Annotated in this window: 3 protein-coding genes and 1 pseudogene; 2 read left to right on the top strand and 2 right to left on the bottom strand. The window is 42.5% G+C overall.

The annotated features are described in order from the left end of the window. Positions 1–325: 325 nt before the first annotated feature. Positions 326–1564 (bottom strand): glycosyltransferase family protein, encoded by a 1239-nt coding sequence (locus O9290_RS12580; RefSeq protein ID WP_288058210.1) that lies wholly within the window; start codon positions 1562–1564, stop codon positions 326–328. Between the two features lie 127 nt (positions 1565–1691). Further along, positions 1692–1911: pseudogene (locus O9290_RS12585) on the bottom strand (IS4 family transposase); the annotation flags it as partial. Between the two features lie 279 nt (positions 1912–2190). Between O9290_RS12585 and O9290_RS12590 the strand changes: the two are divergent. Both O9290_RS12590 and O9290_RS12595 read left to right on the top strand, forming a co-directional pair. Further along, positions 2191–2400: a hypothetical protein gene (locus O9290_RS12590; protein WP_002761011.1), complete on the top strand. Its 210-nt coding sequence runs from the start codon at positions 2191–2193 to the stop codon at positions 2398–2400. Positions 2401–2425: 25 nt separating this feature from the next. Continuing rightward, positions 2426–2683 carry a hypothetical protein gene (locus O9290_RS12595; protein WP_002761013.1) on the top strand — a complete coding sequence of 86 codons (258 nt, stop codon included), beginning with the start codon at positions 2426–2428 and terminating at the stop codon, positions 2681–2683. The last annotated feature ends 254 nt before the right edge of the window (positions 2684–2937 follow it).

The raw sequence follows: 2937 nt of genomic DNA on the forward strand, positions 1-2937 counted from the left end.
AAGGCTTTCAAGACTCGGTTAACAATTTGTAATATTCCTTGTTGACACCCTTACTGACAAAGAAAAAACTGAAATCAAGTCAGGATAAGGGTTGGAGTGCTTACTGCAAAAATTGTTAAGAAAGATCCCTATAAGGGATAGCTTATCAAGGGGGGCAGGGGGGATCGAACCCAAAATCTATCTTCAATTTAATTATAGCGTTTCCCAATCTCATGAGGTACACCAAAATCTTAACTCCTGACTCCTGACTCCTCAAAACCTAAGACTCTGTACCTCACAACTATGGGAATTGCTATATAACCAACAAGCTTAATTCTCTGATTGCTTAGAAACTAGACAGTTGTTCGGCAATAATAGATACTAACTTATCCACTGCTCCTGCTTGCCCACGCACTGCCCGCAATTTTTGCCGGATAGCCTCTAATTGTTCGGGATTTTCTAACCAAGATATAGCCATATTTGCCACTTCTTCTGGTTGTAATTCCCCCAATAATTCCGGAACAATTTCGGCACCGGCCCAAATATTTGGCCAGGCATATAAACGTTTTTTTCGCAACATATAGAGATTAATTATCTTAGCAAATAAAGAACCCACCCCCGGCAGTTGGGCTAATAAACCGGGTAAACCGTCCCAAGTTCTCATCGCGTCTAGTTGCTGAGTCGGTAGTAAAATAATCATCGGGATTGCCAGCGCCCCTAATTCGGCAGTATTAGCTCCCACCGTCGTTAAAGCTAAATGACAGCGAGAAAGCTGGTTATGGGCGGGAAAATCGGTAATTAAGTCAACTTTTAAACCTTTGGCTGTTTCTAGATAGGGTTTTTCTCCGTTTTTTAATTGGGCAGCACTCCAACCGGTTTTAGTGATCATCGGATTATAGCTAGGATCGGCAAATTTCGCTAAATAAGCTAAATTTAGGGTAGGAGCGACGGGAATCAAGAATTTAGTCTGGGGAGCCTGCGCGTGTATCTTTTCAGCAATGGCTAGGGTTAGGGGTACACCCTGGGCTAATTTCGAGGGTTTGGAACCCGGGAGGAGTGCAATTAAGGTAGTGTCATCGGGGGTGATAGCAGTGGGCAAATCCACCATTAAATCGCCGATAACGGTAAATTTAGATTGATATTGTTCAGGAATATTTTTTAATACACTTGTATTCATCACGGCAAAGCGATCGATACCCCGATACCAACGCGCTTCCCATTCCGCATAGATAACGGTGCGATAACCCAAACGTTTACCGATGGTGAGGGCAAAAAATTGATCGCCCCCTAAAAATAAAACGATGCCCTTGGGGTGCCAATCCCAATTATCGGCGGTTTTTCCCCAGAAAAGAAAATTAAAGAAGTTTTCTGGCGACTGGACTCGATCGACCTCTGGATATTTCCTAACTACTTCCGTTTCCGCCCCCATAGAATGAGTACAAGGGGAAAGAATCACCGAAATCCGCAACAGCGATCGATCTTCTGTTAAGTTTTGTCGCAATCTCTTGACAACTGGACGCACCCATGTAGATATTTCTCCAGGGCCATTGGAGAGAATGAGAAGATCAACAGGAGAATCAAACATGATAAGTAGCTGGTTATAATTAAATTAAAAATGGATTTTAGGTTCGATCCCCCCTGCCCCCCCTATCCATTAGTCACATCTTTCTTAACATAAAATTTGACAAAAAGAGAAAAGTCTGCAAGATGGCTCAAGGGGGTTCTATTGGGGGACTAATTTGATGAGATAGTTTCCAATTCTGGCTGATATCATGTTACCTTCGCAGTCCCAACCAAATAGTTTTAACACCTGGTTCACCGTCGCCTTTTCTACCTAAAAAACCCCCAAGAGAAGCAATCATTCTGACCGCTTCTGGCCAAGGAGGGCGGCTTTTCAGGTGGCGGACCCTTTTTATGAATAGTGGCACACAAAGGGGAGCATCTCACCTTTGTAACCCCTAAATCAGGTTTTTATGTCAAGCTATTTTGAAAGCCTTGCTAGAAAACAGTTTTAGGGATAAGTATAATTACGCACTTGCATAAATGAGATGCTCCCCACACAAAAGAGATTAGGATTAATCCCATCGCTGAGAGTAAATATCAAGTGGAGTTATTGGGGTTGGATGTGTTTGACCCGGTTACAATGAAAGTGGACTCAGAACCGGGTAAGAATGTCCCCGCTTGGTTTCTCGATACTGACTACAACGGCCTATGTTTCCACGTCAATCAGGCATTTTTCCCCGTACCGGCACTTGGGATTCGATTAAGAAAGCTTTAAAGGGAACCTATGAGGAATCAGTCTGGGAACATCTAGCAGGGACAACCAGCGCACCTTTTGCAGTGGGAGAACATCGGCAAATTGCCGTTAAAGTAATTGATGACCGGGGGAATGAGTTGTTAGTGGTTAAGAGTTTAAATTAGCAGAATTAAAGAAAGTAAAACTAATATGAATGCTTACAAAAAATATGTGACAATTGAGCGATCACATCAGTTAATTTTATCCGATTTACCCTTTCGATCCAGTCAAAGAGTAGAAATTATTATTTTAGGCGAAGATAGTCAGGAAACTAACCATCAATTAGAGGAGTTACGGCAAAAAATTGATAGTGCAACCGAGCAAATTTTAGCGGGTAATGTAACCGATGGGGAATTAGTTTTTGAGCAGTTAAAAACAAGATTAAGAGAAGAATATGGCTTAAAATAATGGCAATTTATCAATTCTCCCAAGAGGCAATTAATGATCCGGGGTCAGCGCATCTCAAACGCCATTGACAATTGACCAATTTTGTTATCCGTTTGCTGTGTGAGCATTTCAAGCCCACATTCCGCACCCTCAACTGTCACATAAGCTGTCCCCCTCCAGAGACTTGAGTAAAAATACTTAGCTGGTCAAGGTTTTCTCGGTGGCCGCTAGGGGGGTCTTGAGACCCCTAATTAGGGTCTGCTGAAAAAGTTTTT

The sequence above is a fragment of the Microcystis sp. LE19-41.2A genome, assembly GCF_027530405.1.
GTDB lineage: Bacteria > Cyanobacteriota > Cyanobacteriia > Cyanobacteriales > Microcystaceae > Microcystis > Microcystis aeruginosa.

What these genes read in the sequence shown, in the direction of transcription:
- O9290_RS12580 (WP_288058210.1), bottom strand. Translation starts at nt 1,564, where the DNA reads ATGTTTGATTCTCCTGTTGATCTTCTCATTCTCTCCAATGGCCCTGGA.
- O9290_RS12590 (WP_002761011.1), top strand. Translation starts at nt 2,191, where the DNA reads ATGTTTCCACGTCAATCAGGCATTTTTCCCCGTACCGGCACTTGGGAT.
- O9290_RS12595 (WP_002761013.1), top strand. Translation starts at nt 2,426, where the DNA reads ATGAATGCTTACAAAAAATATGTGACAATTGAGCGATCACATCAGTTA.